The 25326-nt window shown below is 62.4% G+C and carries 26 protein-coding genes; 13 read left to right on the top strand and 13 right to left on the bottom strand.

Going from position 1 to position 25326, the window contains the following annotated elements:
• Positions 1-150: 150 nt before the first annotated feature.
• A complete protein-coding gene (locus NKI73_RS04625) occupies positions 151-1680 on the top strand; it encodes a winged helix-turn-helix domain-containing tetratricopeptide repeat protein (RefSeq protein ID WP_352627669.1) in 1530 nt (509 codons plus the stop codon).
• Positions 1681-1728: 48 nt separating this feature from the next.
• On the opposite strand, the gene NKI73_RS04620 is transcribed toward NKI73_RS04625, so the two are convergent.
• The 3 genes from NKI73_RS04620 to NKI73_RS04610 all read right to left on the bottom strand — a co-directional run bounded on the left by NKI73_RS04620 (position 1729) and on the right by NKI73_RS04610 (position 4486).
• Positions 1729-2655, bottom strand: coding sequence for a DMT family transporter (locus tag NKI73_RS04620; protein WP_352627668.1), 927 nt, complete (start codon positions 2653-2655; stop codon positions 1729-1731).
• Positions 2656-2941: 286 nt separating this feature from the next.
• On the bottom strand, positions 2942-3406 hold the full coding sequence (locus NKI73_RS04615; protein ID WP_352627667.1) for a cupin domain-containing protein: 465 nt from the start codon (positions 3404-3406) through the stop codon (positions 2942-2944).
• Positions 3407-3433: 27 nt separating this feature from the next.
• Positions 3434-4486 carry a helix-turn-helix domain-containing protein gene (locus tag NKI73_RS04610; RefSeq protein ID WP_352627666.1) on the bottom strand — a complete coding sequence of 351 codons (1053 nt, stop codon included), beginning with the start codon at positions 4484-4486 and terminating at the stop codon, positions 3434-3436.
• Between the two features lie 265 nt (positions 4487-4751).
• Between NKI73_RS04610 and NKI73_RS04605 the strand changes: the two genes are divergently transcribed.
• The 4 genes from NKI73_RS04605 (at position 4752) to NKI73_RS04590 (ending at position 7659) form a co-directional block, all read left to right on the top strand.
• Positions 4752-5813: a methyltransferase gene (locus tag NKI73_RS04605; RefSeq protein WP_352627665.1), complete on the top strand. Its 1062-nt coding sequence runs from the start codon at positions 4752-4754 to the stop codon at positions 5811-5813.
• A 38-nt stretch (positions 5814-5851) separates the two neighbouring features.
• A complete protein-coding gene (locus NKI73_RS04600) occupies positions 5852-6727 on the top strand; it encodes a class I SAM-dependent methyltransferase (RefSeq protein ID WP_352627664.1) in 876 nt (291 codons plus the stop codon).
• Positions 6728-6756: 29 nt separating this feature from the next.
• Positions 6757-7023 carry a cyclic nucleotide-binding protein gene (locus NKI73_RS04595; protein ID WP_352627663.1) on the top strand — a complete coding sequence of 89 codons (267 nt, stop codon included), beginning with the start codon at positions 6757-6759 and terminating at the stop codon, positions 7021-7023.
• A gap of 120 nt (positions 7024-7143) precedes the next feature.
• Complete coding sequence (locus NKI73_RS04590; protein ID WP_352627662.1) at positions 7144-7659, top strand: cupin domain-containing protein; 516 nt, start codon at positions 7144-7146, stop codon at positions 7657-7659.
• A 136-nt stretch (positions 7660-7795) separates the two neighbouring features.
• Here NKI73_RS04590 and NKI73_RS04585 read toward each other — a convergent pair whose 3' ends face one another.
• Positions 7796-8401, bottom strand: a complete 606-nt coding sequence (locus NKI73_RS04585) for an NADPH-dependent FMN reductase (RefSeq protein ID WP_352627661.1) — start codon at positions 8399-8401, stop codon at positions 7796-7798.
• Positions 8402-8487: 86 nt separating this feature from the next.
• On the opposite strand from NKI73_RS04585, the gene NKI73_RS04580 reads away from it, so the two are divergent.
• Positions 8488-8856 (top strand): winged helix-turn-helix transcriptional regulator, encoded by a 369-nt coding sequence (locus tag NKI73_RS04580; RefSeq protein ID WP_352627660.1) that lies wholly within the window; start codon positions 8488-8490, stop codon positions 8854-8856.
• Between the two features lie 503 nt (positions 8857-9359).
• Here the strand turns inward: NKI73_RS04580 and NKI73_RS04575 are convergent.
• Both NKI73_RS04575 and NKI73_RS04570 read right to left on the bottom strand, forming a co-directional pair.
• On the bottom strand, positions 9360-9755 hold the full coding sequence (locus NKI73_RS04575; protein ID WP_023761257.1) for an acyl-CoA thioesterase: 396 nt from the start codon (positions 9753-9755) through the stop codon (positions 9360-9362).
• 106 nt (positions 9756-9861) lie between these two features.
• Positions 9862-10803, bottom strand: a complete 942-nt coding sequence (locus NKI73_RS04570) for a phosphoribosylaminoimidazolesuccinocarboxamide synthase (protein WP_352627659.1) — start codon at positions 10801-10803, stop codon at positions 9862-9864.
• A 259-nt stretch (positions 10804-11062) separates the two neighbouring features.
• Between NKI73_RS04570 and NKI73_RS04565 the strand changes: the two genes are divergently transcribed.
• Genes NKI73_RS04565 through NKI73_RS04555 form a run of 3 tightly spaced genes read left to right on the top strand, consistent with a single transcriptional unit; the run spans position 11063 to position 14804 of the window.
• On the top strand, positions 11063-12679 hold the full coding sequence (locus NKI73_RS04565; RefSeq protein WP_352627658.1) for a GMC family oxidoreductase: 1617 nt from the start codon (positions 11063-11065) through the stop codon (positions 12677-12679).
• Positions 12676-13890 (top strand): mandelate racemase/muconate lactonizing enzyme family protein, encoded by a 1215-nt coding sequence (locus NKI73_RS04560; RefSeq protein WP_352627657.1) that lies wholly within the window; start codon positions 12676-12678, stop codon positions 13888-13890. The genes NKI73_RS04565 and NKI73_RS04560 overlap by 4 nt, the downstream gene beginning before the upstream one ends.
• Positions 13887-14804, top strand: a complete 918-nt coding sequence (locus NKI73_RS04555; protein ID WP_352627656.1) for an NAD(P)-dependent oxidoreductase — start codon at positions 13887-13889, stop codon at positions 14802-14804. Before NKI73_RS04560 ends, NKI73_RS04555 begins: the two co-directional genes overlap by 4 nt.
• A gap of 79 nt (positions 14805-14883) precedes the next feature.
• On the opposite strand, the gene NKI73_RS04550 is transcribed toward NKI73_RS04555, so the two are convergent.
• Positions 14884-15822, bottom strand: a complete 939-nt coding sequence (locus NKI73_RS04550; RefSeq protein WP_352627655.1) for a diacylglycerol/lipid kinase family protein — start codon at positions 15820-15822, stop codon at positions 14884-14886.
• 676 nt (positions 15823-16498) lie between these two features.
• Between NKI73_RS04550 and NKI73_RS04545 the strand changes: the two genes are divergently transcribed.
• The 3 genes from NKI73_RS04545 to NKI73_RS04535 all read left to right on the top strand — a co-directional run bounded on the left by NKI73_RS04545 (position 16499) and on the right by NKI73_RS04535 (position 18781).
• Entirely contained in the window at positions 16499-16933 is a 435-nt protein-coding gene (locus NKI73_RS04545; RefSeq protein ID WP_352627654.1) for a DUF4383 domain-containing protein, read from the top strand.
• A gap of 6 nt (positions 16934-16939) precedes the next feature.
• Positions 16940-18070 carry a hypothetical protein gene (locus NKI73_RS04540; RefSeq protein ID WP_352627653.1) on the top strand — a complete coding sequence of 377 codons (1131 nt, stop codon included), beginning with the start codon at positions 16940-16942 and terminating at the stop codon, positions 18068-18070.
• A 189-nt stretch (positions 18071-18259) separates the two neighbouring features.
• Positions 18260-18781, top strand: coding sequence for a hypothetical protein (locus NKI73_RS04535; RefSeq protein ID WP_352627652.1), 522 nt, complete (start codon positions 18260-18262; stop codon positions 18779-18781).
• 67 nt (positions 18782-18848) lie between these two features.
• Here NKI73_RS04535 and NKI73_RS04530 read toward each other — a convergent pair whose 3' ends face one another.
• The 4 genes from NKI73_RS04530 to NKI73_RS04515 all read right to left on the bottom strand — a co-directional run bounded on the left by NKI73_RS04530 (position 18849) and on the right by NKI73_RS04515 (position 22209).
• Complete coding sequence (locus tag NKI73_RS04530) at positions 18849-19379, bottom strand: dihydrofolate reductase family protein (RefSeq protein ID WP_352627651.1); 531 nt, start codon at positions 19377-19379, stop codon at positions 18849-18851.
• A gap of 104 nt (positions 19380-19483) precedes the next feature.
• On the bottom strand, positions 19484-20107 hold the full coding sequence (locus NKI73_RS04525) for a hypothetical protein (RefSeq protein WP_352627650.1): 624 nt from the start codon (positions 20105-20107) through the stop codon (positions 19484-19486).
• Positions 20108-20125: 18 nt separating this feature from the next.
• On the bottom strand, positions 20126-21748 hold the full coding sequence (locus tag NKI73_RS04520; RefSeq protein WP_352627649.1) for an FAD-binding oxidoreductase: 1623 nt from the start codon (positions 21746-21748) through the stop codon (positions 20126-20128).
• A gap of 218 nt (positions 21749-21966) precedes the next feature.
• A complete protein-coding gene (locus NKI73_RS04515; RefSeq protein WP_140745412.1) occupies positions 21967-22209 on the bottom strand; it encodes a DUF1344 domain-containing protein in 243 nt (80 codons plus the stop codon).
• 109 nt (positions 22210-22318) lie between these two features.
• Between NKI73_RS04515 and NKI73_RS04510 the strand changes: the two genes are divergently transcribed.
• Positions 22319-23155, top strand: a complete 837-nt coding sequence (locus NKI73_RS04510) for a YegJ family protein (protein WP_352627648.1) — start codon at positions 22319-22321, stop codon at positions 23153-23155.
• 6 nt (positions 23156-23161) lie between these two features.
• Here the strand turns inward: NKI73_RS04510 and NKI73_RS04505 are convergent, their stop codons facing one another.
• A complete protein-coding gene (locus tag NKI73_RS04505; RefSeq protein WP_352627647.1) occupies positions 23162-24130 on the bottom strand; it encodes a hypothetical protein in 969 nt (322 codons plus the stop codon).
• A 65-nt stretch (positions 24131-24195) separates the two neighbouring features.
• On the bottom strand, positions 24196-25254 hold the full coding sequence (locus NKI73_RS04500; RefSeq protein ID WP_352627646.1) for a CapA family protein: 1059 nt from the start codon (positions 25252-25254) through the stop codon (positions 24196-24198).
• Positions 25255-25326: the final 72 nt, after the last annotated feature.

Here is a 25326-nt window from a genome sequence, read left to right as displayed (position 1 = left end):
TAATTAAGCCCTCCCAAATAGTTCTCAAAACTTCCAAACCGGCTAGAACAGTTCACCGGTTCACGGAACCGGCAAACTGCTCTAACTCTTTGTTTTGACGCAATTCCGGACGGAAAACCGTTTCACACTTTTCCTGGAATTGCTCTATAGATGCGCCCTATGCAGGGATCGCGTTTTGCCTTTGGTCCGTTCGTGCTTGATCCGAGTGCGGGAACGCTGCTTCGGAACGATGTCCCCGTTGCCGTTGGCTACCGCGGGCTAAGTCTGCTTGCGGCGCTCGTCGGACGGCCCGGCGAAATCTTGGGGAAGGCCGAGTTGATGGACGCGGCGTGGCCGGGCACGGCCGTCGAGGAAGGCAACCTCACCGTCCAGATCGCGCAGCTGCGCAAGCTGCTTGGCCCGCCCGGGGATGGCAGTGATGGGGGCGGTGAATGGATATCCACCGTTCCGCGCGTCGGCTACCGCTTCACGGGAGTCGTCGAACAGCTCGGCAGCGCGAAGCGAAAATCTCTGCCGCTGCCCGACAAACCGTCGATAGCCGTGCTGCCCTTCGTCAATTTCAGCAACGATCCCGAGCAGGATTCCTTCGCGGATGGGTTGACCGAGGACCTGATCACCGACCTGTCCAGGATCTCCGGCCTATTCGTCATCGCTCGCAACTCGACCTTTGCCTACAAAGGAAAGGCGATGGACGTGCGCGAGATCGCCGGGGATCTTGGCGTGCGTTACCTGCTTGAGGGCAGCGCAAGACGTGCCGCGGATCGCGTGCGCATCAACGCCCAGCTGGTCGATGCGGTGAGCGGCGAACATCTATGGGCGGAACGCTTCGATCGCAGCCTGGAGGATATCTTTGCCGTTCAGGACGAGGTCACGGCCAAGATCGTCGAGGCGTTGCTTGGCCGGCTGCGCGCGCCGCTGCCGCGCAATCGGCCCCAAAATCTCGAGGCCTACGACCTCTGCGTGAGGGCGCGCAAGCTGATCGATGATTCGCCGCAGACGGCGCGAGAAGCGCATCTCATGCTCACGCGCGCGGTATCGCTCGATCCGGAATATGCCGAGGCCTATCGCTGGCTTGCCATGAACCATTGGATGGGATGGGTGCATTGGGGCGAACCCATTGAACCAAACCGTAGCCTTGCTTTGGAGCTGGCGCGCAAGGCCGTGGCGATCGATCCCAACGATGCCGGCTGCCACTGGGTCCTTGCCAACCTGCTAGCCTATGAACGCCGCTTCGCCGAGGCGGATGCGGAATTCGCCAAGGCGTTCGAGCTCGACCCGAACGAGGCCGACGCCTGGGCAACATTGTCCGACATCGCGGTCCTGGCCGGGCAAGTCGAAGAGGGCCTTGAGCACATTCGCAAGGCGTTCCGGCTGAACCCGTTTCCGGCAAGCTGGTACTATCTGACGCTCGGCGCTGCGCAATACGCGGCGCGCGAGTACGAAGCCGCCATCGAGACACTGCGCAGGGACGAGACCTATCGCACAAGCTCACGCCGTTTCCTTGCGGCAAGCCTTGCGCAACTCGGACGGCTCGACGAGGCGCGCGCGGAGGTCGAAATGTTCCTCATCAGCAACCCGCATTTCACAACCCGCCACTGGGTCATGACGGAGCCGTTTCGCGACGCCGCCATGCAGGAGCATTTCGTCGATGGCTTCCGCAAGGCCGGTCTTCCGGAATGACGCGCCGGCGTGACCCGATGGGGTTCCCTGGCGGGACGACTTGCGTCCTCAAACCGCCGCCTCGATTGGCTCGGCAAGCCTGGGATTTGCCCGCGCGGCGATCAGGCAGCCGGCGACGATCAGGCATGCTCCAGTCAGCGTGGTCCAGGTCGCCTCCTCGCCGAAGAAGAACCAGCCAAGTGCTACCGCCCAGATGAAGGCCGAGTATTCCGTCGGGATCAGATATTGCGCTTCGGCGCGGGCGTAGGACCAACTCATCAGGAATTGGCCGGCTAGCGACAGTACCGTCACCCCGGCCAGCGGAAGCCAAAGATCGGCCGGCAGGGCGACGGCGAGCCACGGCGCTGCGAGGCCGAGGATGATCGCAACGAAAAGGTTCTGGAACAACATGATCTCGATTGGCTTGGCCAACTGCGCCTGTTGCCGGGCAAGGATCAGATTGTAGCCGTAGAACACCGTCGATACGAGCACCGCTGCCGTGCCGAGCATGGCATCCTGCGAATAGCTTGCCTGCCCGAACTGGCCGGCCATGATGATCGCGACGCCGGCGATACCGGCCAGCGATGCCCAGACAGCCTGCCGGCGGATTCGTTCGCCCAGCAGCAGCGCGGCGAGGAAGAGCGCAAACAAGGGCGCGACGAAGCTGAGCCCAATCGCTTCCGCGAGCGGAAGCCTGGCGAGCCCCCAAAAGAAGGATATCAGGACGATGCCGACAATTGCGGCACGCAGCGCATGCAGCCTCAGCACCGGAAGGGTTGGCTTCGAGCGCGGCCCCGCCGACCAGGCCGCACCCGCGACGACAGTCGCGACCATGCTGCGCCACAGCACCGTGTTGTAGACGCCCACGGCAATGACCAGGGTCTTCATCGCCGCATCCATCCCCGACAGCAGGAAGATCGCGAGCGCGCATACGAGCACCGGGATCATCGGGGAAACGGCGCCGGTCAGGCTGGATGTCTTCACGGCTACACTCATGTGACGGATTGCAGCCGGATATCTCAAGGCAAAGGGCGGGACCAGATGGCAGGACCGCGCATATGGAGGTCCAATCCCGATTGACGTCACGTCCGCCGCGGCGCCAAGGCACCAGCACCACTTTCCCCGTCGAGCGGCGCTCTTCCAGCAGCCGATGCGCTTCGCCGCGCCGTGCAGCACTCTTCCACCATGTGCCGGCACTCTTGCTGCGCGCCGGCGAGGCTGGATGCGATCTCGTCGTGCCGTGCGCTTCCCCCGCGGATGCCAGCCTCTATTGCGAAGCCAGTCATTCTCTTGCCGGCCAGTCGCGCAGAAGCGTAATCCCGAACTTCGGCGCGGCTACCTTGAGCCGTTCGATATCGGCGGGTGACGGCGGCCCGGCCACCTCTCCCTCACGCAGTTCGCGGCCACCTTCGGCGAGAAACTGCTCGAATCCGCTTGGCGTGCCTACCAGGATGTAGCGGACTGGCTGATTGCCAGGGTTCATGAGCTGGTGCGGTACGCCGCGTTTCAAAAACATGCTCTCGCCCGCCGACAGCGTTTTCGGCTCGCCATCCACAATCGCGGTCAACTGCCCTTCGATGACGTAGACCGTCTCGTCGTCGTTCGCATGAACATGGATCGGCGTCTTCGTCTGCCCGTCACTTCTGTTTTCGAGGAGACAAAGCAGACCTTCCGTCTGTTTGCCGGAAACCAGTTGCTTCATGACGACGCCTGCGAGCACAAATTCTTTCGATTCGAGATCTGTCATTGGTTCAACCCTGCCCGACATCATGTCTCAGCGAGCGAGCCGGTCAGGCACCAGATATGCTTCACGGCTCGATTCTCTGCGCACCTCCGAAGGTCTCACCCCGAAATGCTGGCGAAACGCGCGGTTGAACGTCGACAGATCGCCGAAGCCGGCGCTGTAGGCGATAGCGCCGATCGTCAGACCGGCATGGCGCGGGTCGGCCAACCTACGGTGAACCTCGGCGAGACGCTGGCCGCGCACGAATTTCGACAATGTCGTGCCTTCGGTCTCGAACAGCTTGTGGATGTAGCGCGGCGTAACGCCTTGACAACGTGCCAGCGTGGCGGCCGACAGATCTCCGTCCCCGAGATTTTCTGCGATATGGGCCTTGAGCATGCGCAGCCGCGCGGCCCGCAGGCTGCGCCCCTTTGCTATCTCAGCGGCGTCACGCGTCGCTCCGACCGCCAGGGCGCAGAGATCTTGAATATGCGTCGCGACAGCATGCTGTAATTCCGGTGTGCTCAGCGCGCGCTCGTCTTCAAGAATATCGAGATATCGCACCAGCAGTCGCAGCACACTCGCGTCGGGCGGCAGTGGCCGTAAGAACGCGTCCTCGACGCCAGGAGCCCGCGCCGTCAACAGCTTGCGTGGCACTGCAACGCTTGAGAACCGCGCCGGCCCCGGCAAGACCATCCTGCTGGTGTCGGCGTTGGACGAGAGGAGGCCGGCGCCGGGTTCCACGGTTGCCTCCCGGCCGAGTTGAGAGACGACACGCTGGCCAACCTCGTGGACATGCAGGATGACGTCGTCATTGCCATCGGACAGAAGTTCGCGGGTTCGATGGGCCTCGCCCCCCGCGGTCACTGTCATCCGCATGACGCTGATGCCCTGGCTGTTGTCCGAGATATTGGCGCTGCCCAGCGTGTAACCCGCCATCTCGACATGGAACTGGCCATCGGATGACCACGGAGGAGCAAGCACGCGCCGCGCCACCGGGCGGCCGAAGGTTTCGTTCCATCTCAGTAGCCGTTGTCGTGGCGGGAGATTTTTCGTCGAGAAACGGAACGAGGTGATTTCATTGGATGTCATCAGGCTCTCCACGGCCGCTCTGCCAGAATTGCGCCGCGCTCATGCCTTCAGTCCACCCCGACGCTATCTTGTCCATTGCCGGTCAAACGCCGAATGGGCCCACCGGTTCCCCCATCGGGACGGAGTTCACTTTTCCCCAAAACTCCGTTCGCTCCTGCCCAAGAGCCACCAGCCGGCATCCCCTATCGTGCTTTCACCGTGGCGCGGCTGAAAAGCGCGACGCCGAATGCCTGTTATCGGATTTATCAGGCTGTTTGCCCGAATGAGGAGAAAGGACATGGACGCAAGCATCAGTGCGGCAGTGAGGGCGGAAACCGCGGAGCAGGCGAAAGCCGTCGAGCCGTCGCCCGATCGCATCATGCGGCTGGGCTTCGGTTTTCGCGGCGCGAAGGCGCTTCTGAGCGCCGTCGAACTCGATCTCTTTTCCCATCTTGCCGTGGCGCCGCTCGATGGCGAAACGCTGCGACAGCGCCTCGGGCTGCATCAGCGAGGCGCGCGCGATTTCTTCGATGCACTCGTCGCATTGGGAATGATAGATCGATGCAGCGGTATCTACAGCAACACGCCGGAGACGGATTTCTATCTCGATCGAAGCAAGCCTTCCTACATCGGCGGGATACTTCGGCTGGCCGATACGATGGTCTATCCGGTGTGGAATTCGCTGACCGAAGCACTGAGGACGGGCGAACCGCACAGCGGGATCAAGGACGGCCAGGACCTGTTCGACTTCGCCTATTCCGACCCGCCTTCGCTGGCCCGGTTCGCGCAAGGAATGACCGGTTCCAGCCTCCCCGTCGCGACGGCACTCGCACAGTGTTTTCCGTGGACCGACTATCGAACGTTCATCGATGTCGGCGCCGCCGAGGGAGCGGCCGCGGTCGAGATCGCCAAGGCTCATCCGCACCTCACCGGCGGCGGCTTCGATCTGCCGAAAATGCAGCCCCTGTTCGAGGCCTATGTACAATCTCGCCGCGTCGAGGATCGGCTCCGATTCCATGCGGGCGATTTCTTCAGCGAACCACTGCCGTCGGCCGATGTCCTGGTGATGGGACAAATCCTCCACGACTGGGGCCTGAAAGTGAAGCAAGAACTCCTCTCCAAGGCATTTGCGGCGCTTCCGAACGGCGGCGCGCTCATCGTCTATGACCAGATGATCGACGACGAGCGGCGCGAGAACGCCGCCGGCCTGCTGATGAGCCTCAACATGCTGGTCGGGACACGCGGCGGCTTCGACTACACCCACGCCGACGCAACCGGATGGATGCGCTGCGCCGGCTTTGGCGACGTGCGCCACGCGCCCCTGACAAGCTCCCATTCGATGATCGTGGGGCGCAAGTAGCCGCGCCTCGAGCGGCCGATACCCGAAAGGAGAATGAGATGAACGATCCCAATTTCGATCCGCAGCAGCCGAACGGCCACTCCGCAACCCGCACAGACTCGCGCCCTTATGCTCTGGGCTATTCCGAGGGTGAATTCATGCGGCTGCAGAAACAGGGAGAATTCTTCAGCGATCTGACCGAGGACATGATGCGGCGGGCCGGCATCGAGGAAGGCATGCGCGTGCTCGACATCGGCTGCGGTGTCGGCGACGTGTCGCTGATCGCCGGGAGGCTGGCCGGGTCCTCTGGCAAGGTGCTCGGCATCGACCGCTCGGCGGATGCCGTCGCCATCGCGCAACGCCGCGCAGCCGAGGCCGGGCAATCCAATTGGATGCGGTTTGCGATAGCCGATATCGAAACGTTCTCGCCGGAGGGCACCTTCGACGCCGTGATCGGTCGCCTGGTGCTGATGTATTTGCCCGATCCTGCCGAGACGCTGCGGCGGCTGTGCCGGCATCTGCGCCCGGGCGGCGTCGTCGCCTTTCAGGAACTGGTCATGCCGATGGCAAGGAGCAATCCCGACGGGCCACAATTTCGCCGGTGCATCGAATGGATCATGGGCACTTTCGATCGGGCGGGGTTCGAACTCGAGATGGGTAGCAAGCTGTTCGCCACGTTTGTCGCCGCCGGACTGCCGGCGCCCCAGATGATCGCGTCAAGCCGAACTGAAGGTGGCCCGCATTCCCTCGTCTACGACTATCTCTCCGGCGTTGTGCGCAGCCTCCTGCCAATGACCGAGCAGGTCGGCGTTGCCACCCCGGCAGAGATCGCCATCGATACGCTGGCCGAGCGGCTGCGAGAGGAAGCCATCCAGCACAACGCATGCATCATGTTGCCACCCTTTGTCGGCGCCTGGACGACAGTGCCGAAATAGACCGCGCGTCGCGAGGACTGGAGCCTGGCATGACCCAATGGATCGAACCCATCGGCTATGCGGCGTCACTTGCCGTCTTCGCCTCTTTCTGCGTCACCGAGATGTTTCCGCTGCGCTGCTTCGCCATCGCCAGCAATGTGTTGTTCATGGCTTACGGATTTCTCGAGCGGCTTGCGCCCGTGCTCCTGCTGCACACGGTGCTTCTGCCCATCAATATCGTCCGATTGATCCAGCTTCGTCAGCCGGGACTGTGGCGGAAAACGACGGCGATCTTCCGAGAGACGCGACAGCGCTGACAGAGGCTGCTCAACCGAAGGAGATATGGAATGCCGGAACCAGCATTTTCGGAAAACCGCATGATATCAGGCCAACTCGGCCATATTGTCGATCCGCATGGCGTCCAGGCCATCGACATCATGGGACCTACGATCCAGTTCCTGACCGAACCTGGGGAGGAAGACAATTCCCCGTGCCTCATGCGGGGCACAATTCCGCCCGGCGTGATCGTGCCGCTTCACAGCCATCCGGATCTCGAGACCTTCATCCACGTTTCCGGTGAGTTGGAAGGGCTTTCAGGATCGGCCGTGCTCTTCGATTGGATCCGCATCAAGCCCGGCGATATTTTCCATGTGCCGGGCATGGCCATGCACGCCTTTCGAAACCTGTCCCATCAGCCGGCGGTCTCAAACATCGTCACGACTTCCAGGATGGCCAAATTTTTCAAGGAAATCGGCACGCCGGTCGTGGCTGGAGCGCCACCTGTCCCTCCCTCCGAAGCGGCTCTGCGGCACGTCATGGAAACCGCAACGAGATACGGTCACTGGAACGCCAACCCGCGAGAAAACGCCAGGGTAGGGATATGTCTGGCGCCGGAGTTTGGACAACACTGGCATGGACGACAGGCGTCGTCCGAGGTGGCCTCAAATTCATAATCCCCCCGCGTTACGCTCGTTCTCGCCGATCGCATCATCCGGTCAAGACAGGCGCGGGAGGCGCACGCCTCTGACAATTGAAAAGGGCGGCGCAAGCGCCGCCCCGGATCCTTGGGAGGATAATTCAAACCGGCGGTCAGGCCGCCTTGACTTCCTCGGCGACGGCGTCGGCCTGGCGCGCTGCCTTGAGTACCTTGGCCCACCACGCAACGTCGTTGACCAGCGCGGTCGCGGCCTGGTTCAGATGCTCGAGATCTTCCAGCTTCTTCTCGCCCTGGCGGACGGCAAGGAAATCGCCCCAGGCGATATGGACGGCGGACTTGACCGGCGCCATCTGCAATTCGACCGCATGAAGGCGGAGCTGTTCGACGGCGCGAGAGCCGCCGACGCTGCCATAGCCGACGAAGCCGGCCGGCTTCTTGTTCCACTCATTGGCCGCGTAATCGATGGCGTTCTTCAGCACCGCCGTCGGACCATGATTGTATTCGGCGGCGGTGAAGATGAAGCCATCGAATTCGGCGACCTTCTTCTGCCAGCGCTGTGCCACTTCATTCGTCGACGGCACCCAGGCAGAGGATGCGACCTCGTCGAAGAAAGGCAGCGGGAAGTCGCGCAGGTCGACGACTTCGACGTTGATGTCGGCATGTGACTTGGCGATCTTGGCGATCCATTCGGTCGGCACATCGGCGAAACGCGCGGCGCGTGTCGAACCGATGACAATGGCGATTTTGGGTTTGGACATGAAGGGCTCTCCTTGCAGTACTGGTATCGTTTGGATACCGGCGCTATATGAGATACTGTCAACTCGAGACGCAAGGAGGCACCTTTTTGTTACTGAGGCACCCGCACCGCACCGAGGACTGTCGCGCCATCTCGGAAATCCTGCAGCGCGTCGGCGACAAATGGACCGTTCTGGTCGTCGGCAAGTTGGGCGACGGACCGCTGCGCTTCAACGAGTTGCGCGCAGCCGTCGGCGGTATTTCACAGAAGATGCTGACCACCACCTTGCGCGGGCTGGAGCGCGACGGCTTCGTCACCCGCACCGTATTTCCGACCATTCCGCCGCGTGTCGACTATGAGCTGACCGAGCTCGGTCACGAGTTGCTGATTCCGGTCAGTGCGCTGGGCGAATGGGCGCGCAAGAACACTACACGCGTTAGAGCGGCACGTGAAAAATTCGACAGTGTGCATGCCTGAGACCCTTGCATGGCAAGGAATCCGGAGTTTCGCGGTGAGCGAAATTGCCCGTCGACAAATGAACTTCGCGCTTCTCTAAGCGAGGCCCCGCAATTTTGTCTTGGGTGCCTGAGGCCGACCAACGCACGCGCCACTCTGACGACGACAATCGCATACCAAAGACAACCATTTCAGGTTCTTGGCGCCATGCCCTCGCAAGGCGCCGGGCTGCAGATCGTGCATGTCGCGGCTGGCTCCCTAACGCCCACATTGCCATGCAAGCAGGTGGTGGACGGAAGGTCTTCTTTGACTGCGGCATAGGCGGTTACGCCAAGCAGGCAGGCCACCGCGACCAAGGCTGCCACAAGCCAGCTGTTCAGCATATGTTGACGCATTGTTTCTCCCCCAACGCCCGCAGAATCGGGCCAGGAGGCAACCATTGGATGTCGCGAAAACGCGTCCCCCGCATGGGCGATGTTACAGGCGGTGTTACAAATGACTAAGCTTGGAAGAACCGGCTTCCGTCAGCCTTCGGCGGGAACCGCTTTCGGCTTGCCTTCGCCGTCCAACGCCACCATGACGAAATCGGCATGAGTGACCTTTTCCATCAGATCGGAGAGGTAGCGCTGCGCCCAGGCTTCGACCTTGAGCGTCATCGAGGTGCGGCCGACGCGCTCGACATGGGTGTAGATGCACAGCGTGTCGCCGATCTTCATCGCCTTGGCGAAAGACATTTCCTTGACCGCCGCCGTCACCACCCGGCCCTTGGCGCGCTCAGCGGCGCGGATGCCGCAGGCCAGGTCCATCTGCGCCATCACCCAGCCGCCGAAGATGTCGCCGGCTGCATTGGCATCCGAAGGCATGGCCAGCGTGCGCAGCGTCAGGTCTCCGATCGGCCGTCCATCCGCGTAGTGCACCATGGGGAAAATCCTTCGAGACCGGTTGCCCTCGATCCCGTAACGTCATGGCGCCGACAGGTCAACGCGACCACAGCCCGACTGCCCCCGGCGAAGGCTCACGTGACTGCTAAAAATAACGCTCAAGGTTCGAGCGAATGCGATCGAGCACGCTGTCCCCGGAAAGGTCGGGAGAGAATTCCTTGCCCGTGATCGCCTCATAGGCCTGCGCATAGACCCGCGAAGCCTGTTCGACGATCTCGTCCGGTATTTCAGGTATGGGGTCCTTGTAAGGATCGCACCGGGCCGAGACCCACGAGCGGATGAAATCCTTGTCGAAGCTCTCCGGCCTGCTGCCGCTGGCGAGCGCCTGTTCGTAGCTCGCCGCAATCCAGTACCGGCTGCTGTCGGGCGTATGGATTTCGTCGGCGAGAATGATGGTCCCGTTCTTGTCGGTGCCGAATTCATATTTGGTATCGGCGAGGATGAGGCCGCGCTCGGCGGCGCGCTGCTGGCCGCGGGCGAACAGCCGCAAGGCATAGTCCGATACGGTATCCCACTGCGCCGGCGTGAGCAGGCCCTGTTCAAGGATCTCGGCTTTGGACAGAGGCTCGTCGTGACCACCATGCGAAGCCTTGCTGGTCGGCGTGATGATCGGCTCAATCAGTTTTTCATTGTCGCGCAGGCCGTCCGGCAGGCGCATACCATACATCTCCCGATCGCCGCGCCGGTACCTGGTCAGGATCGAGGTGCTGGTGGTTCCCGCCAGATAACCACGCACGACGATCTCGACCGGCAGGATGTCGAGCGTTGTGCCGACGACGACGTTTGGGTCGGGGTATTCGAGAACATGGTTCGGGCAGATATCGGCGGTTTCCTCGAACCAGTACCGAGCCGTCTGGGTGAGGATCTCTCCCTTGTATGGGATCGAAGTCAGGATGGTGTCGAAGGCGCTGAGGCGATCGGTGGCGATGATGATGCGCCTGCCGTTCGCCAAATCGTAGTTTTCGCGGACCTTGCCGCTGTAGTGGCCCGGCAGTTCGGGAATGAACGCGTCAGGAAGGGTCCGCATATGATTTCCTGCCTTCCGCAGATTGGCCAGAGCACGATTCCGAAAAGCTGCAGACTTTTCGGAAAAAATCATGCGCCAAAATAATGCCATCGCATAGGCCGTCGAGCCGGTGCATATCAAGCGCGATTGTCGGGAATCCCCGCAAACCCGACCAGTTCGACGGTCGCTTTTTTCACAACTGATGCCGGATGGCGCGGCGACGCGGTCAACCTGTCACGTCTAGGCTGCGGCCAGATTTCCGGAGCCAACCAGACCCATCATGCAGACCTATGATTTCATCATCGTCGGCTCCGGCTCGGCCGGCTCGGTCCTGGCCGATAAACTGTCGGCGTCGGGGCGCTTTTCGGTGCTGGTGCTGGAGGCCGGCGGCACCGACCGCCGCTTCTACGTGCAGATGCCGCTGGGCTACGGCAAGACCTTCTTCGATCCTGATGTCAACTGGAACTACAAGGCCGAGCCGGACCCGGGCCTCGCCGGCAATGCCGACCACTGGCCGCGCGGCAAGCTGCTCGGCGGTTCGAGTTCGATCAACGCCATGGTCTGGATCAGGGGCGCGCGTGAGGATTTCGATGCCTGGGCGGCCGCCGGCAATCCCGGCTGGGGCTATGACGACCTGCTGCCCGCCTTCAAGGCGCTCGAGGACAACCAGGCCGGCGCTGATGCATGGCGCGGCACGGGCGGTCCGCTGCATGTCACCGACTGTTCGAACGCCGTCCATCCGCTGACCAAGCGCTATCTCGCCGCCGGCCAGCAGGCCGGCCTGCCGTTCAATCAGGATTTCAACGGTGCCGCCCAGGAAGGCGTCGGCATCTACCAGATCTCGACCCGCGACGGCCGCCGCATGTCGGCGGCGCGCGCTTTCCTGCGCCCGGCAATGAAACGCGCCAACGTCCGCGTCGAGATGAATGCACTGGCGACCAGGGTGTTGTTCGAGGGGAAGCGCGCCGTTGGCGTTGAATATCTGCAGAACGGCGAGACGAAGACGGTGCTCGCCGGCCGCGAGGTCATCCTGTCGGGTGGTTCGGTCAACTCGCCGCAATTGCTGCAGCTGTCCGGGGTCGGCCCCTCCGCCCTTCTTGGGAGCCTGGGCATTCCCGTCGTCCACGCCAACGAGAATGTCGGCGCTCATCTGCAGGACCATGTCGGCATCAACTACACCTTCAAGGGCCGGCTGCCGACGCTTAACCAGACGCTGCGCCCCTGGTGGGGCAAGCTGCTGGTCGGCATGCAATACATCCTGACGCGTTCGGGCCCGCTGTCGCTGTCGATGAACAATGCCGGCGGCTTCTTCCGCACCGACCCGGCGGCCAGCCGCCCCAACATGCAGCTCTATTTCCAGGCCTTCTCGACCGTCATTCCAAAAAGCGGCGAACGCCCGATCCTGACGCCCGACCCGTGGCCGGGTTTCTCCATCGGCCTGTCCAACTGCCGCCCGTCGAGCCGTGGCGAGATCATGATCCGCTCCAGCAATCCGCGCGACTACCCCAAAATTGTCGCCAATGCCTACTCCACCAATGCCGATGTCGAAGAGATGCTGGCGGCGGTGAAATTCGTGCGCAAGATCGCCTCGATGCCCGCAATGGCCGAGATCATCGAGGAAGAGGTGCTGCCCGGTCCATCAATCACCTCGGACGCCGACCTAGTCCAGGATTTCAGGAAGCGCTCCGGCACCGTCTATCACCCGGTGTCGACCTGCCGCATGGGGCCTGATCCCGCGCGCGCCGTCGTCGATCCGCGTCTCAAGGTGTACGGTGTCGAAGGCTTGCGCATCATCGACGCCTCGATCTTTCCCGACAACATCACCGGCAACACCAACGCCGCCTCGATCATGACCGGTTGGAAGGGCGCCGAACTGGTTCTGGAGGACCAAGAATGAAGATCACCGACGTCAAGACCTGGGTAGTCGGCAACCCGCCACCCGGCATCGGCGGCAAGTATTTCATCTTCGTCAAGCTGACCACCGATGGCGGCGTCGTCGGCTATGGCGAGGCCTATAACGCCACCTTTTCCGCCCATGTCACGGCGAAAATGATCGAGGACATGGCCGAGCGCTACCTCGTCGGCCGCGATCCGCACGACATCGAGAACTTCTTCCGCCGTGCCTATTCCTCCGGCTTCACCCAGCGCCCCGACGTGTCCGGCATGGGCTGCTTCTCGGCGCTGGAAATGGCCTGCTGGGACATCATCGGCAAGGAAGCCAACAAGCCGGTCTACAAACTGCTCGGCGGCCAGGTGCACGAGACGCTGCGCACCTACACCTATCTCTATCCGCACACCGGCAGTGTCCATTCGGAGGACGCACCGCACGGCAGGAACGTCTACAACGACCCCGAAATGGCGGCGGCCTGTGCGCTCGAATATGTCGAGCAGGGTTTCAACGCGGTCAAGCTCGACCCGACCGGCCCCTACACCGCCTTCGACGGCCACCAGCCGCGCCTTATCGACATCGATGTCTCCACCCGCATGATCAAGGCGATCCGCGAGGCGGTCGGCACCCGCGCCGACATATTGTTCGGCACGCACGGCCAGTTCACGGCGTCGGGCGCGCTGCGCATGGCGCGCGCCATTGAGCCCTATGATCCCTTGTGGTTCGAGGAGCCGGTGCCGCCGGATATGCCCGAGGTGATGGCGCAGGTCGCCCGCGGCACGTCGATCCCGATCGCCACCGGCGAGCGGCTGACGACCAAATTCGAATTCGCCCGCGTCATCGAGAACCGCGCCGCGACCATCCTGCAGCCGGACCTCGGCCGCTCCGGCGGCATCTTCGAAACCAAGAAGATCGCCGCCATGGCCGAGGCCTACCACATCCAGATCGCACCGCATTGCTATTGCGGACCGATCGTCGGTGCCGCCAACATCCAGTTGGCGGTGACGTTGCCCAACTTCCTCATCCTCGAATCCTTGAAGCAGTGGGACGGTTTCCACGCCACGCTGCTGAAGAAGAAGATCGAGTGGCAGGACGGCAACGTCATCCCGTCGAAGGAGCCCGGCCTCGGCGTCGAGCTCAACGAAGCGGTCTGTGACGCTCATCCCTACACCGGCAAGGACCTGCATCTGCAGATGATGCAGACGCCGCTGATGCCGTGAGCGAAAGCTACGCCTTCATCGGCCTTGGCCATCTCGGCGGCAACCTTGCCGCCAGCCTGATCCGCAACGGCTTTGCCGTCATTGTCTTCGACCGTGATCCCACTGCTGTCGAGCGCCTCGTTGCGCTTGGGGCAGCGGCAGCGAATAGCCCGGCCGACGCGGCGGCACGGGCCGGCAACGCCATTACGTGCCTGCCCTCGCCGAAGGTCAGCGAAGCGGTGCTGGCCGGCCCCGGCGGCTTGCTCGAAGAGCTGCCCCGGAGCGGCACCTGGATCGAGATGTCGACCAATGGCCGCGACGAGATTCTTCGCCTCGCCGCCCTCGCCTCGGCCAAGGGCGTCGAGACACTGGAATGCCCGGTCACCGGTGGCGTGCATCTGGCGGCGGCCGGCAAGATCACCGCACTGGTCGGCGGTGATCCAGCACTCTACGAGCGTCATCGCCCGGCGATCGAAGCGATGTGCGCGAAGTCGTTCCTGATGGGACCAATCGGCTCGGCGGCGGTGATCAAGGTCATCACCAACATGCTGGCCTTCATCCATCTCGTCGCCGCCGGCGAAGCATTGATGCTGGCCAAGCAAGGTGGGCTCGACCTCGCCCAGTCCTACCACGCCATCGTTGCTTCCTCCGGCAACAGCTTCGTCCACGAGACCGAAAGCCAGCTCATTCTCAACGGCTCCTACGACATCGGCTTCACCATGGACCTGGCGCTGAAGGACCTCGGCTTCGCGCTCGCCATGGGCGAGCAGTCAGGTGTGCCGCTCGACCTCGCCACACGCGTCAGCGCGATTTTTGAGCAGGGCAAGGCTGCCTATGGCGGCGGCGCCTGGTCGACCCAGATCGTCAAATTGCTGGAAGATGCCGTTGGCACCGACCTGCGCGCACCTGGTTTCCCGGCCAAACTCGAACTCTGACGCCAGCTATATATCGAACGATTTCAGGGCGTTGTATGGATCGGCGGATCCATCTGAATCAATCTGTCAACGGCTGGATTCAGTATCTCAGCGTCAGCGCACCCGGCAGGATCTCGAAGGTCGCGGGTATGCGTCCGGGCGACTCGCCGTCTATGTCGACCAGCGCGCCATTCTCTTGCACATCGCCGAGCGGCTCGACCACCACCTTCCTGCCGCGCAGGATGGTGATGTCAGGATGGTCGCGGTGCCGGCCGCCATAGAGCAGGCGGATGTCCCAGATCAGCTTCAGCTTGCCGGCCGCGCGCAGGATGACGATGTCGAACTGCCCGTCGGTCAGTTCGGCATCCGGCGCGATCATCATGCCGCCGCCGAAGAATTTTCCATTGGCCACCGCCACCAGCGCCATGCGCGCCTCGACCGGGGCGCCTTCGTCGACGGTGATCCTGACGTCCTGGAAGCGGTAGCGGATGAACTCGACCACGGTGCGCCACAGGAACAGCGCCTTGGCCGACATCCTGCCCTTGCGCTTGTCGGCATTGACGGCACGATCGGTGGCGCCGGACAGGCCCAGGCTGGCGATGTTGATGAAGTGGCGGCTGGCCAGCGCGCCATGATCGTCGATGTAGCAGATGCGCCCGGCATCGACCTTGCGAGCCTTGGCCTCGGCGATCCGCTTCAGCACCGCATCCACCTCTTTCGGCAGGCCGAGGCCGCGCGCGAAATCGATGCCGGTGCCGCACGGCAAGAGGCCGAGTTCGGTCGTCCGGCCGGTCTCCTGGAATGCCTGCAGCAGGCCATCGGCCACTTCGCTGGCGGTGCCGTCACCACCGGCCGCGATCACCAGATTGAAACCTTCAGCCGCAAGATCGAGCGCCAGCCTTTCGGCATCACCTTCGGCCTGCGTCTCGCGCAGCTCGAATTCGCCGAAATGCTTTTTCAGCGACGCGGCGACATCAGGCCAATGCCGTTTCAGCCGGCCGCCACCGGCAATCGGATTGAGAACCACCCCGACTTTCAATACGCACCCTCCCCCAGCGCCGAGCAAGCAGCGCTCGATCCTTTGCCGGCATTGAAGCTCGCGCCCGCCGGCGGAGCAAGTGGCGAAACGCGCTGTCCTGTTTTCGGCGTGACCGGCAAATGCGGCAATGATCCCCGATAATCCCGCTATCCACAGGCCCTGGGCCATTCCCCAAGACCCTTACCCGGCGTACGTTAAACCCATCTCAGGCGGCTACCGATCGCCCAGCCGAAAGGCGAAGTGAAAGGCGGATTTCCTGAGGCCCGTACGGCCCGAAGCGAGAGCAGGCTTGCCTGTTTCGAGGGACGGAGCCGAAACCTACGGGGCCGCGGAAAGCGTGCCAACGCCGACGGCGGACCGATGCTGCCATGAAGGACGGCAAAAACCTTCGATGGTGCGCAGGGCAAAGCTCGCAAGGGTGGCGACCGGCGTGGTCCCGAACGGACGCTGCTTTCGGGTGGCGGACTGGCAGGACCGTCAAAATCAAGGCCGGCAAGGCGCGACGACTTTACGGAAGTTGCTGCCGCGACCGTGTCCTGATCTGACAGGGAGGCGCTGGGAGAAATCCCGGCGCCGACTGTCTTTTTGTCCCCATATTTTTACGGTGTTTTCGGTTGGGGCTGCAACCGGCGGTAAAATCAGCTAACGTTCGGCGTCACTCGGAGGGGGATACTTCATGACGCTGATCCAGAAGCTTGCTGTTGCCTATGCCTTCCTGTTTTTCGGTGTCGTCGCCATCGGCTACATACCGGCGTTCAACGATGCCAACGGCAATCTGTTCGGCCTGTTCTCGCTGCAATGGTATGACGACCTGCTGCACGCCTTCTCCGGCGTCTGGGCGCTCGCCGCAGCCTTCATCTCGCACCGCCAGGCGGTGTTCTATTTCAAGCTGTTCGGTTCGGTCTACCTGTTCGACGGCGTGCTCGGGCTGATCACCGGTTCCGGCTGCCTCGATGCCGGCATCTTCATCAACGGCTTCCGCTCCCTCAACGACATCGAATTTCCGGCCCGCTTCTTCGCCAACCTGCCGCACATCGTCATTGGCGGCTTCGCCGTCTATGTCGGCTTTTGGCTGGCAAAGCGCATACACGACCACTTCGCCACGGCCTGATCGGGCATGTTCCTGTTTCGCTGGCTGAAGCGTATCATCAAGACGATCCTCTGGCTGATCGTCATCGTCATTCTCATCCCGATCGCCGGGCTGAGCTATGGCTTCCTGACCACGTCGTCGCTCGACAAGACGCCGCTGCCCGGCATTGCCGACGGCGCTCCGCCCAAGGCGCTGGCCGACAAGGTCCGCGCCGAGATTCCCGGCTACCAGCGGCCGGAGGAATCGACCTTCCTCACCTACCCGGAATGGGCGATCGTCTACGCCGCACGCGAATATGCCGGCTTCGTCAACAAGGACCAGCCGAGCGGCTTCCCCTACTGGTCCTATGTCGGACGCTTCTGGCAGGACTACGCCATGGTGATCCGCGCCAGCTCTCCCTACAAGTTCAACTACGCCAACCACCAGATGCTGGTCATCATCGGCACCAGCCACTCGATCGAGCATATCCTGCAGTGGGCCTATGAAAACACCGTCGGCCGCATCACCGAGGCGACATCAGCCAAGCGAACCGCTGCCGACATCTATCAGGCCAAGGTGGCGGCCGACTATGCCGCCTTCCTCGATCAGGTGCCGTGGTACCAGTTCCCCTATGCCGAAAAGCGCGCCGGCCTGTTTGCCGTGCAGCCAGCGCCGGGCGACAGCTCCATCCGCACCAGCGAACGCAAGCTGGCATTCAGCCTCGCCGACACCATCAAGCAGGCCTATGCCGACCTGATCAAAAAGGCACTCGCCGCCACGACGAACCCGGCCTTTCTCGATATCCATGTCTGGGCCAAGGGGCCGGTCGGTGAAGCCACACGCGACGAGCCGGACACCTTGCTCGAACGCGACATGGGTGCCGACGGCGCCATCTTCGTCACCAAGCGCTATCAGGTGTTCACCGACATGATCCCGCGCCTGATCGACAAGGGCGTCTCCTTCGTCGAGATCGGCGGCAACGACGAGATCATGATCACCATGCTCTCCACTGACTCGATTGCCATCCCCGAAGGCATGCGCATCCTGTTCAGCTATCCTCTGCCGGCCGATCCGGGAACGCGCCGCACCGGCATGGTTGTCGCCGTACGCAAGCTGCATCTCGTGCTGCCGGCGCTGATCAAGTCGGGCGCCAGGCTCGAACATGTCTATGACTACTGAGACGATCCGGCCACTTTCCGCAAAGATCGGCTATCGCGAGCGCCCCGCCACGCTCATTCCACAATCGCGGCCAAATCCCGCCTTGTTCGCGCGCGATGGAATGTTGCATGTCGCCCAAAAGCGGAAACCGGTTTTGGGATCATGACATGCGAATGGGCTGCCAGGGAGCCATCTCGAAGGGACGAGACCGTGATCAAGACCGCCCTTGTCGCCATGACCATCGTCGGCTGCGACTGCGACGCCAAGCTTTGCGAATATATCGGCGAGACGCCGGCCAAGTGGTCGACCGTCGCCGAGTGCGAAGCGGCGATGAAAAGCCAGATGCTGCACGAGCGCAATTTCAACTATCCGCTCGTCTCCGGCATCTGCCGCACCAAGGGCTCGTCGTCCTCCTCGCAGCTGGCCGCGACCGCGTCGCGCCCTGAACTGAAGCCCGCCAGCCGCGTTGTCAGAACCGAAAGCCCGTTGCCGCCTGAACTGAGCCACCGGCCGAGCGTCTCGGTCGGTTCGCCGACGACGGCCATGGAAGCCGACGCCGCCCGGCCCGTCGCCTATGAACAAGTGGTCGATGGCGGAATTGGCGTGCTCTATCGCACGAAGAACGGTTATGCCGTGGTCAAGACCGATCTCGGCCGCGCCGCCTCTGCGACCGCCGATGCCGCGAGACGCTCTGTGAACTGGCTGGCCGGACTGGTGCCGAAGGGACTGTAGTCCGGCTAGCGTCTAGGTTTGACGACCGCAACATGCGGCATCCTATCGTCGCACCGGGTGTCCGAGATTAGGCAGGAATATAGGTTAACCTGATCACGTCATCGCCAATCAGATCGCTAGCCACAAAGCGAAGCGGCGGCCGGGGGCCGGCGAAGAATGGCTTGCCATGACCAAGCACGAACGGATGGAAGTAGAGTTGGTACGCATCGATAAGATCAAGGTCGGTCAGGCTTCGTGCCAGGTTTGGTCCAGAAACTGAAATCTCCCCAGCGAGTTGGGCCTTAAGCCCACGTATCACCGCCTCGACGTCATCCGCGACAAGTGTGGCGTTGGGGCCGACCGACTTCAGCGAGCGCGACACAACCCATTTCGGTTGGCTCCGCCACGCCGCCGCGAATTCATGCGCCTCCGCGCTCCACTCTGGATTGTCTTCGTCCCAATAGCGCATGACTTCGTACATGCCGCGACCGTACACACTGCCGCTCAGGTTGCGCACTTGCTCTATCCAGTGACGAAAGATTGTCGGGCCTGACGGCATTTTCTGGTGGTCGACATAGCCGTCGAGGGACTGGTTCATTCTGAAAATGAGCTTCGCCATGCTGCAAGGTCTCCAACCCAGGGTCTTCAGAATAACTGGGGCCGCCGTTACGCAAAAGAGTGGACCCCCAGCCGAAATCCAAACTGGGACACGACCCTGATCTCCTACAGCTTGACCTTCAGGCTCTGCCAGAACTTGTCGATCAGCGGCTTTTCGGTGGCCGCATCCTCGCCTGCAATTCGGGTGATGAACAACAGCCCATGTTCGGCAACGCCAAAGCCGACGATCTCGAAATCGGCCGTGTCGGTGCGTGTCTTCACCTGAGCGCGAATGCCGGTCAATTCCTTGCCGTCGGCGAGCTTGCGCGTCGTCGGCTGCTGCGTCAACTCAGCACCGGCCTGCACCGATTCCTTGGTCATCTCCTGCAGCATCAGCTGGCTGAGCGACACCGGATTCATCTCGCCGTATTCCTGCACGACGACGATCGTGCCCAGCGCCGACGCCATCAGGTACTGCGTGATATCATCGCCGAGATCGGTCTTGGTCACCGAAATGTCGCTCGGATGGACGAAGGAGAAATCGCTGCCGGAAAAGGTGGCGAAGTCGTTGCGCTCGAGCCTCACCTTGCTCTTTCTGCCGCCGGGCAGCGTCATGCTTGTGCTCTCGCCGGGATCGATATCGACGGTCACGCCGTCGATCGTCAGCTTGAAAGCCTTGATATCCTCGGCCTGGACCGGTCCAGCGCACAGCGCAATGAGGGTGAGTGCCGCCGCCGATGCCATCCGCATGGGTTGTTCTCCTGCTTTTTATGCCACCCCGCTCAGCGCCTTGATGGCACGGTAGAAGGTCGAGGAAAACAGTTCCGTCGGGTCATATTGCCGCTTTGCCGCCAGGAAGGCCGGCAGCTCGGGATAAGAGGCCAGCAACTCCCTGGCGGTATAATGCAGTTGGTAGGGCAGGAAGAACCGGCCGCCATGCTTGATCGTCACGTCGATCAGCGCCCGGGTCAGCGCCCGCATCCTGGCATTGCCGTCGGCATCGGTCGGCTGGTTGATGTAGAGCACCAGCGAATAGGCAGGCTCCGGCGCGTAGGTCAGCGCGACATCCTCCTTGTGGACGATGCGCACCGAGGCGTTGAGCACCGGCAGCGACTGGTTGCGCAGGATCTCGCGGGCTTCCGTGATGAACTCGACATACGCGGCGCGTGGAATAAAATATTCGTGCAGGATGTCGGTCTCATCCAAAAGATCGTTGAACAGATACGGTACTGAATCGTGCATCGGGTTGTTGCGGGTGACGAGGCAGGCCTCGCCTTCGGCCATGGCTGAGGTGCGCGCCACCGTGCAGCTCTCGAATTTCGGCTCCAGCGTCTTTTCGGTGAACCACTTCAGCTCCTGGAACAGGCTGCCCCATTTCGCCAGGTTGATGATTACCCGCTTCAGCCCGACCGAACCCGGCTCGCCGATACCAGGCTGGTCCGCCGGCGGCTGGTCGGCCACCTTGTCATAGCGGTAGACGATCATGTCCTCGAGGAAATTGCCCGGCGCCGTCGACAGATGGCCGTAAAACAGACCGATCGTCCTGTTCGGCTCCAGCACCTCGGCAAAAAATTTCGGGAAATCGTCGGATTTGATGATTTCGCGAGAGGTCCGGTAGACGGCATTGTCGACGATATCGAGCGTCGCCTCCAGCACAACGCCGAACAGGCCGTAGCCGCCGACGACGTGGCGGAACAGGTCGGTGTTCTCGGTGGGCGAACAGGTGGTCACCGAACCGTCCGCCAGCATCACCCGCATCGAGCGGATCGAACTCGCCACCGAACCCGCCTGATGGTCCATGCCGTGCGCGTTGACCGACAGCGAGCCGCCGACCGAGAAGATGTCGGTGGACTGCATCGCCTTCACCGCGAAACGCGGATGCAAGAGGTTCTGGATGTCGTGCCAGCGCGCACCCGGCTGCAGCGTCACGGTCTTCGCCACGGCGTCGACGGTCACCTTGTTGAATTTTCTGAGGTCGAGAACCAGCGCGTTGTCGTCGAAGGCGTGCCCGCCCATCGAATGACGGATGGCGGCCAGAGACAATTTCAAGCCATTGGCGCGCGCGAATGCCAGCGCGTTGGCGATGTGTTCTTCCTCGCTGACCTCGACGACGCCATAGACCGGCGTCCTCGACAGGCCGCTGGCATCGTTGATGTCGCCGCCCTTTGCCGACCAGGGCAGCGAAGGATCGAACGCCGGCGCATTCTCCAGCGGCTTCAGCGGCAGCGCGATGCCGTCGATATCGGCGATGCGGCCTGCGTTCTTCGGTCCCAAAGGCCCGCGCGCCAGCCGCGCCACGGTGGTGCCGCCCCACAGCACCGCGCCGCCGACGACAGCCGCGCCCAGTAGCAATCGCCGCGACAGGCGAAACCCTTTTTGTTGCTCAGCCATGAATATCCCCCGTTGGCCAAGGGATAGCGTGGCTTCCTGGCAAAAACCATAGCGGCGCTGTCTGGACGGCGTTGCGTCAGCCGTCTCTGGGATATCCAAGCGGGAGACCTCTGGTCGCCTGGCGTTAAGGGTGAAAGACTGTGAAAATGGCCGATCCCCGAAGGGACCGGCCGGGACAGGGAAAAATTCCGTCAACAGATCTGCTGACTCGCTACGCCTTACGAAGCCTTCTTGATCGACGTCACCATGCCGGTCTTGTCATCGACAGTCACCGCCACCTTGGCGCCCACTTTCAGTTTCCCGACCGTCGCTTCCGGCGACAGCTGGTAGATCTTGCCGTCGTCGAGGGTGATCGACTTGGTCGTCGGGTCGACGGCCTGGATGGTGCCCTGAACGGTCGCGGCATAGGCCGTGCCGAGGAAGGCGAGCAGAGCAGCGGTGGTTGCGAGGGTCTTCTTCATCGTTAGCACTCCGTGCTGTTTCACTTTTCCGGGCCGCCGCCTTGGCAAACGACAGCACCGAACGGCCTGAAACTGGAACGGAAAGCCTCCCCTTCGCAAATCACGTTGGGTGAATTTTCGCAAACAATATCATAGGCTTAATTCCGACACATTGCCTGAGACTGATACCATTTCAAGCCGCTTCGGCTTTCCCAACGAACGCACTTCTGTTCGCGAAAAGAGTCGTTTAGCCGGATTGTGGCAAGCGGCTTTCGATCACGGCGCAGCCGCGGCAATCCACCTCGGGCGGCATCACGAAACAGATCGCTGGCCGGTCATCGATACACATTTTGTTTCATGGACAAGTTCAAATCGCCACTCCGAAGCGGATGAAACTCGCGCTCCGGTTGCAAACCGGGAACGGATGCAGGATGGTGTCAACCTCTACGATGAAGGGGGGCCTTCCATGAAGCTTACAGTCCAGACCATGATATCCCTGATGCTGATGCTGGCGCTCGCTCCGGGATCGGCCGGCGCACAAGGCGCGGATCCGGGCGACGACAAGACGGTTATCTTTACCCCGGGCGATCCCGACATGGCGGCGGCGACCGCGCAGGCGCTCGCCGGCTTGGACGACTTCCTCGCACTGTCCGTGGCGCCGCCCTCGGGCACTGACAGGTTCAAATTGAAGGTTAAGGTGCGGGACGGGAACGTCACCGAACACTTCTGGGTCATACCGTTCCGCCGCACCGAGACCGGATTTGTCGGCATACTGGCCAACCAGCCGGAGGGAGTGCACAACGTCGTTCTCGGCCAAAACATAGAATTCACCAGGGACGACATTTCCGACTGGGGATACACACGCGACGGGCATCAGGTCGGCAGTTTCACCGTCTGTGTGATGTTCAAGAAAATGTCGAAGGAAGAAGCCGACTACATGCACGATCAATACGGCTTCGACTGCTGACAGCCATTAGCCGATCTTGTCCTTCGCGCCGATCTTGCGCACCAGCGCTGCCGTCGCCAGCATCGCGCCCATGTCTGATATCATCGGCGCGACATGCGTGGTGTAGTCGAGCGGCACTGAAATATCCGGCAGTTCGAAGAAGTTCTTCGTCTGCGGCAACAGCAAGAAACCGTCGCTGCCGTTGAGTGCGACGCGGGCCGGGTCGTCCGGCCAAGTTTCGCCAAGCCATTTCAGTGCCTGCGCCAGCCGGCCGGTCACCAGCGGCCGCGCCGCCTCGGCGTTGTCGGTGCGGAATTCGTAGGCGGCGTCGAGTTCGGGCACACCGGACGACAAGTCCTGCATCTTGCTGGCGAACATGCCGCGGAAGAAGCCGACGACCGCATTGGTCCGGCGCGTTGCCACCAATACCCCCGGGAACGGCTCGATCGCTTCGAAAGCAACAATGACACCCTTGAAGACTCGCGATGAATCCTTGCCCGACCCTACTCGCAGTTCTGCTTCGTAAAGCTCGAACGGAAATTCTTCGTAACGGCCCGAAACGACATCGTCGAACGACTGCTTGTTGAAGGCGCCGACCGCCTCGCGCGGCAGCCGGTCGAAAGAATTCGGCCTCCCTCCATGCTGGTAACGCATATCCGCGATGAAGCCGAAGATGATTGGCAGCAGAGTCTCGCGGAAAGATTGCTGCAGCCGCGTCGCCGGTCTCATGGCCTCGAAGTAGAGCACGCTCGAAGCCACCAGGCCGATGCCATAGAGAAACACATGTGGCGTCGAGAACCATTGCTCGTTGGGGTCGGCGACCTTGTTGAACAGCCAGGCGACCAGCGCCACGAACACCAGCACAAGGCCGACGAACAGTGGCACCCGCCAGCGCACCTGGCGGACCGCGGACGCCCTTGCCGCCTCATAGGCCCCGATGTCTTTCCGGATACCGGCAATCACCGCGTCGCCAGGCATGAAATCTGCTGTTTCCACCGCCACCCCCGCCAGCTTGCCTCTGCCGGCGCATGATAGCCGGTTTTGCAGGGGCCGCCAGATGGTTAGGCGGTGACGTCCTCTTCGCTTGAAGAGGCAGGAAAGATCGCTCTCAGCCGGCCCTCGGCCTTGCCGCGCATTTGCCCCACCAGTGCCTTCACCGGTACCAGCCGCTCATGGTCGCCGGGGCGCAGGCGCATGAAGGGATGCAGCCGGTAAGACGCAATGGCGCCGCGTGTGCCGGCATCGGCACTGACATCGACAATGAGGATGCAGCCGATGCGACCGGGCCATGGCTGGCGGGCAAAGGCGGTACCGAGGAAATCGCCGAGCCCATAAGCGACGATCGTCTCGTCGATCCTCTCCACCGGCTGCACGACATGGGCGTGATGGCCGGCAATCAGCCCGACCCCCTGCCCGGCCAGCCGCTTGGCCAGCGCTCGTGTTGCAGCACGCGGAAAATGCCTGAACTCCCAGTCCCAATGCGGCACGGCGCAAAGAAGATCGACACCGTCATGCGTCCAGCGAGCCGGATCGCTGTCCATCGACACGCGCCCGGCGAACAGGTTTTCATCCACGTTGCGCCACAGCGTGAAGGCGGCAAAGCCGATATCAAGCGGTCCGACCTGTACAGGCACCACCGGGCCGTCGGCGGCCAGGCCGATCATGCGGATGCCAAGCCGCTGCAACGCCGCGACCGTCACGTCGAAACCGGCGACGCCCTGGTCGAGCACATGGTTATTGGCCAACGACAGCACGAGCTTTTCGCGCGCAATGCCGACCGCCGCGAGCGCCTCGGCCAGGAACCGCACGCTCATCGCATGATGCGTGCCGAGCCTCGTCCCCAGCACCGCGCTTGGTCTGTCCACAACAGGGCTTTCGCAATTGCCGATCACCAGATCGGCAGCGCCGAGCAACGCCTTGATCTCCGGATCACAGTCCGGCGCGCTGCGGTTGGCCACAGCCGAGATATCGCCGACGAAGGCCAGCCGTACCGCCTGCTTTGGCGGCGGATCCATCAGCGTCCCGGCCATCGGCGCAAAGTCTTGCTCGTCACCGGCCAGCGACGGCTTCAGGAAGCGCGGCAGCCAGGACAGCTTGTAGGAAAGCGGATAATTCGACACGCGGCGCCCAATTGTTTGCCCTGTGTAGACCGTCCGCGGGGCGGGTTGAAGCGCGACGCTGCAAATGGTGTA

It is taken from the genome of Mesorhizobium sp. M0496 (genome assembly GCF_040321205.1).
GTDB lineage: Bacteria > Pseudomonadota > Alphaproteobacteria > Rhizobiales > Rhizobiaceae > Mesorhizobium.
Note: the sequence above shows the minus strand (reverse complement) of the source record. Positions and strands in the feature narration are given on the sequence as shown.